The organism is Moorena sp. SIO3H5 (genome assembly GCF_010692395.1).
GTDB lineage: Bacteria > Cyanobacteriota > Cyanobacteriia > Cyanobacteriales > Coleofasciculaceae > Moorena.
The window spans coordinates 1-5576 of record NZ_JAAHHS010000467.1; the positions used below are offsets into that span (position 1 = coordinate 1).

Sequence of the window (5576 nt, forward strand, 5' to 3'; positions counted from 1 at the left end):
CCGATATGCAGCTAAGGAAATCACTGGTCCTGTGGGCAAGTATGATGGCGATGTCAAAGCATTTATCACCAAAGTCCGGGATGCTCTCTATTGCTCTAAGATGTGTTCCTATGCTCAGGGGATGGCACTCTTGAGTCGGGCATCGGAAGAGTTTAACTATAATCTGAACTTGAGTGAAGTTGCCCGGATTTGGAAAGGAGGTTGTATCATTCGAGCTGGCTTCTTGGATAAGATTAAGAATGCCTTCAACCAAAATCCCCAACTCCCCAATCTCTTGTTAGCTCCTGAGTTTAAGCAAACGATTTTGGATCGTCAGGATGGTTGGCGAGAAGTGCTAGCGGTATCAAACAAATTAGGGATTCCAGTCCCTGCTTTTAGTGCATCCCTAGATTATTTCGACAGTTACCGACGCGATCGCTTACCCCAAAACCTGACCCAAGCCCAGCGCGACTACTTTGGTGCTCATACCTACGAGCGGCTGGATAAACCCAGGGGTGAATTCTTCCACACCGATTGGATGGGATTGAGTTCATAAGGGTAGTATAGTGGTTTTAAGTTTTGTGAGGTACAGATTTCCTGGTTTTAGGGAACAGGGAACAGGGAACAGGGAAAAACTCCTGTGTACCTCATTAAGCTAAAAGCCGCTAGAAAACCTTATTACTGATTCAAGGGCAAAGCATTTGGGCGACCATGATTTATTTTGATTTTATTAGATCATATACCCGATGCTTTGCCTTAGCAACTAATCAAAAAATAGTTGAGTAAAGCAAGATTTATTGCCCTACATTCCTTGGCAAAAATGCTACGCTAAGCAAACGTAATTTGAATTTATAAACACCATTACATCCATTGCTATAACAGCAATAAATAGACAATTTTTAAATATACTAATTTAGATTTATATTGGTTTGCCCTGGGTGGATTACCAAGCCCATTTCTCTTCAAAATTATTGGCAGATCAATTATTCTGACTCCTCATATCATCTCAGGATAATCACCCTTCATCTACATCTCCCTCATCTCCCGATATTGCCGCGCCTGCCCCAAACTCACCACCCTGCCGCTAATTATGGGTATTTTAACGGACTCGCTCTATCAGGAACTATTAAAAAGTTTGCTCTACAACAATCACATTACTAGCAACCAAGATGCCCTAATCTACATGGATTTGACGTTGGATATCACTGAAGAAAATCCCATGAGGGCATATAAAACAAGTACGCCAGCCGGTTTGGCATCCCTGACTCCTTTTTTAGATTACCAATTTGTTGAATATGCTATGTCTATTCCCTTTGCAAGGAAAGTGGGTTGGCAAAAAGATAAGCAACTGCTGAGAGAAACGTTTTCATATTTGTTGCCAAAATTAGTACAAAAGCGGAAAAAGTCTGGTTGGCGATCGCCTTTTGGTTCTTGGCTCAAAGATTATCTCTGGGAAGATGTTGGCGCGTTAATTAAAACATTACCAGAAACAAGTATTTTTACACCGGAAGTTTGTAACTTAATACAAGACTACCAACCTGGTAACAGCCGCCAACTTTGGTCATTGCTGACTTTTGCTATCTGGTACCAAGAAGTTATGGAATGATCCATTTGAGCTTGATTCGCAAGAATCAAGAGGTGCGACCCCTGGCGAATTTAATAATTAGATGCGGAAAGCGCACCTACTAACTAGAAGCACTGGTATAAAAACGCAGGGCAAACTGCCAAAAGATCCCAGAAAACAAAAGCAATCCTAGGGCTAGAATACCGGAACCTACTACCCAAAAGGTATCACTCCGATTCAACATCACTTCTGCTGGTACTGTAGTCAGGAACGCTACTGGCACTACAAAGGTAAAGAAAAACCGATAGGTAGACGGATAAGCTACCATCGGATATCGACCAGCTTCTAGAATACTGCGCAGAACAGCGGTAACATTATAGATTTTGACAAACCAAATGCTTGTTGCTCCCAGCATAAACCAGATGCTATAGAGGCTAGTCAACCCAAAACATAGTGGCACTACACTCAACAAATAGTTGCTGATATGTAAGTTTAGGCGTCCACCAGCGTAGCCTATTACTATAATTGAGAAGATTAAGTCTGGTAACCCCCAAGGGCTGACACTTCGCCAAGACAGCCAGAACTGAGAACTAATGGGCTTGAGTAGGATAAAATCAAGGGTTCCTTGCTGGACGTGATCCACAATCCGGTTGAGATTCGGAATTAGGAATGTGCCAGAAAACCCCTGTAGTAACGTGAATATCCCTAGTATTACCAGGGCTTCTTCCCAATTCCAGCCTGAAAAGGTGTAGCCAGTCCGGTAAAATAAGAATAGACCGAATAGGCTACCAGCCAAGTTTCCTAGGCTGCTCAAGGTAGCGATCGCAAAATTTAACCGATATTCCAGTTCAGCAGTGAGCGCAGTACTCCAAAACAACTGGAGTACACTAACATATCGTTTCATATTAATTTGGCTGTCCATGAAACTTGGGCTATCCCCAATAATATGCCACCCACGAACCGTGCACTAACTATTCCTTAGAATTGCATGTTATTCTAAGGTTCTGATAAGATTTAAATTTTCACAGTTAGGTTCAACAGGATAATAATGAATAAAATCTTGGTAATTGAGGACGAGATTTTTATTCGAGAAAATCTAATCGAACTCCTTGAAATTGAAGGGTTTGAAGCTCAGGGTGCTGAAAATGGTGTTGAAGGTGTACAGTTGGTTCAACAAGAACCACCAGATTTAATTTTGTGCGATGTAATGATGCCTGAACTAGATGGATATGGGGTATTGGAGGCACTACGTCAAGATCCAGCCACAGCCAAAATCCCTTTTATGTTTCTTACGGCTAGTGCAGATCGCAGCAATATTCAGAAGATCAGAGAACTAGGCATTCATGACTATATTCTTAAGCCATTTAATGTGGATAAATTTTTGGATGTCATCTCAAATCGGCTAGCGGAACAAAATAAAGCCTAGTGGTGATCACGGTAAGTAACAACCAACAGTTGACCACAGACCATTCACGCCATGAGTTCTAAAGCATTAATCCAAGATCGAGAACCCTTGGAAAGTCGATTGAAAGAAATTCCCCTGGAACCAGGGGTTTATTTAATGCGCGACCATAGCGCTAGTATTCTCTATATCGGCAAATCCCGAAAATTGCGTACCCGAGTCCGTTCCTATTTCCGTGACTCCCAACCCCTCAGTCCTCGCATTGCAATGATGGTGGGACAGGTTACTGATATTGAATTCATTGTAACCGATACCGAAGCGGAAGCCCTAGCGCTAGAAGCCAATCTGATTAAGCAGCACCAACCTTACTACAATGTACTCCTAAAGGATGATAAGAAATATCCCTATGTTGTCATCACTTGGTCAGAGGATTACCCCCGTATCTTCATTACCCGTAAGCGGCGCATGGGTAATAAACAGGATAAATACTATGGTCCCTACGTCGATGTAAAGTTATTGCGCAATACTTTAGCGCTGGTTAAACAGGTTTTCTCCATCCGGCAACGCCCTAAACCTCTGTTTAAAGACCGTCCTTGCCTTAACTATGATTTAGGTCGTTGTCCTGGTGTGTGTCAAAAACTAATCACACCGGAAGAGTACCGTCAAACCATCCAGGAAATCGCTATGGTTTTTCAAGGGCGTACTGGGGAACTGATTGAGATGCTGACGGCCAATATGGAACAAGCCGCAGAATCCCTTAACTTTGAGCTAGCAGCCCGGATTAGGGATCAGATTACTGGACTTAAGTCCCTGAATACAGACCAAAAAGTAGCCTTACCTGACGATACTGTATCACGAGATGCGATCGCACTAGCCGCTGATGCCAAACATGCTTGCATCCAACTATTTCAGATCCGTGCTGGTCACTTAGTCGGGCGCTTGGGATTCTTTGCCGATGTAGCCCTTCAAGGGAATGGGCCAATAGAACTCGGAGCAATTTTACAACGGGTTTTAGAAGAGCATTACCAAACTGCTGATGCTGTAGAAATCCCTACAGAAATTTTGGTGCAACACCCGTTACCCGATGGGGAGATGTTGGCTGACTATTTGAGCGTGCGGAAAGGTCGAAATGTGACTATACTCAACCCCCAACGGCAAACCAAAGCTGAACTGATTGAAATGGTCAAGCGCAATGCTAACTATGAACTGGAACGCACCCAGCGATTGGTTGACCGCAACACCAAAGCCATGGAGGATTTAGCTAACATTCTCGACTTACCGGATTTACCACAGCGCATAGAAGGGTATGACATTTCCCACATCCAGGGCAGCAATGCAGTGGCTTCTCAGGTAGTGTTTCTAGATGGCACACCAGCCAAGCAGCACTACCGTCACTACAAGATCAAAAATCCTAATATTACTGTCGGTCACTCCGATGATTTTGCTAGCCTTGCTGAGGTGATTCGCCGTCGCTTCAAAAAAAGTCAACTCGAACCAGAACTAGCAGATAATCAAAACTCAACAATTAACAATCAACAATCAACAATCAACAACCCAAACTCAACAACCCAAACTCAACAATCAACAATTAACAATCAACAATCAACAATCAACAAACCAAACTCAAAACTCAGAAAAGATTGGCCTGATTTGGTAATGATTGATGGGGGAAAAGGACAGCTGTCAGCAGTTGTAGCAGTATTGCAAGAGCTAAATTTACAAGAAGAAGTGCCTGTGGTAAGCTTAGCTAAACAGTACGAAGAAGTATTTTTACCAGAAGAGCCATTACCCTTAAACACTGATCCCGAACAACCAGGAGTGCAACTTTTGCGCAGGGTCAGAGATGAGGCTCATCGCTTTGCGGTAAATTTTCATCGCAAACAAAGAACTACTCAGTTACATCGTTCCCGTTTAGATGAGATTCCTGGATTAGGATTTCAGCGCCAAAAACAGTTATTGGCTCACTTTAACTCCATTGATTATATTCGCAACGCATCGGTTAAACAGCTTGCTGAAGTACCAGGCATTGGTTTGCATTTATCTAAGGAAATTTATCACTACTTCCACCCATGAGTAGATATTTTTAGAAAGTATGTATTATAACTAATACTAGACTTTGAACAGTCAGCAAACAGAGGAAAATGCCACACAAAAACTGAATAAGCGCCTTGTCAACAAAAGGTGCGCGCCCGTTAGCGCCGCGCCTCGGGCTTTGCCTAAAGGCGCGCACCAAAGCGCGAATTTAATTCTTCATGGGTCAAGGGCACAAAGAGAGGAAAGCGCACCTAAGAAACATAAACTTAGACAATCTAGGGCTGAATGCTCGCGCATCCCTTAGCTCCTCGTTAGGAGGTACCCATTCTATGGGCTTTCTTTGTGTCTGCTTTTTTCTGTGCCCTGCCCTGATCAAGTGCCAGTGGTGCGCGGTTCTATGTGCCAAACCTGCGTCCGCACCACTGTTTGCCCTGTGGTTTCCCCCAAGACATCGCTACATCTATAAAGCCATGCTTGATTGATATGGATGTCGGGGAGGGCTAAATCTGTGACTAATTACCAGACAATTAATAATTGTACATCTGAATTTGATTAAGAAAAAACATGGATAGACAGTTTTAGCTCAGGTCCTAATAA

At 43.1% G+C, this 5576-nt stretch carries 4 protein-coding genes and 1 pseudogene; 4 read left to right on the forward strand and 1 reads right to left on the reverse strand.

Features of this window, described 5'->3' with window-relative positions:
- Together F6K52_RS31380 and F6K52_RS31385 are read left to right on the forward strand one after the other, a co-directional pair.
- Positions 1-535, forward strand: a pseudogene (locus tag F6K52_RS31380) (NADP-dependent phosphogluconate dehydrogenase); the annotation flags it as partial.
- 534 nt (positions 536-1069) lie between these two features.
- The gene (locus F6K52_RS31385; RefSeq protein WP_293088153.1) at positions 1070-1585 is read left to right on the forward strand and encodes an asparagine synthase-related protein; all 516 of its coding nucleotides are present in this window, start codon (positions 1070-1072) and stop codon (positions 1583-1585) included.
- 79 nt (positions 1586-1664) lie between these two features.
- Here the strand turns inward: F6K52_RS31385 and F6K52_RS31390 are convergent, their stop codons facing one another.
- Positions 1665-2447: an ABC transporter permease gene (locus F6K52_RS31390; RefSeq protein WP_293088155.1), complete on the reverse strand. Its 783-nt coding sequence runs from the start codon at positions 2445-2447 to the stop codon at positions 1665-1667.
- Between the two features lie 144 nt (positions 2448-2591).
- Between F6K52_RS31390 and F6K52_RS31395 the strand changes: the two genes are divergently transcribed.
- Both F6K52_RS31395 and uvrC read left to right on the forward strand, forming a co-directional pair.
- A complete protein-coding gene (locus F6K52_RS31395; RefSeq protein WP_293088158.1) occupies positions 2592-2969 on the forward strand; it encodes a response regulator in 378 nt (125 codons plus the stop codon).
- 51 nt (positions 2970-3020) lie between these two features.
- Positions 3021-5018: an excinuclease ABC subunit UvrC gene (gene uvrC / locus F6K52_RS31400; RefSeq protein ID WP_293088160.1), complete on the forward strand. Its 1998-nt coding sequence runs from the start codon at positions 3021-3023 to the stop codon at positions 5016-5018.
- Positions 5019-5576: the final 558 nt, after the last annotated feature.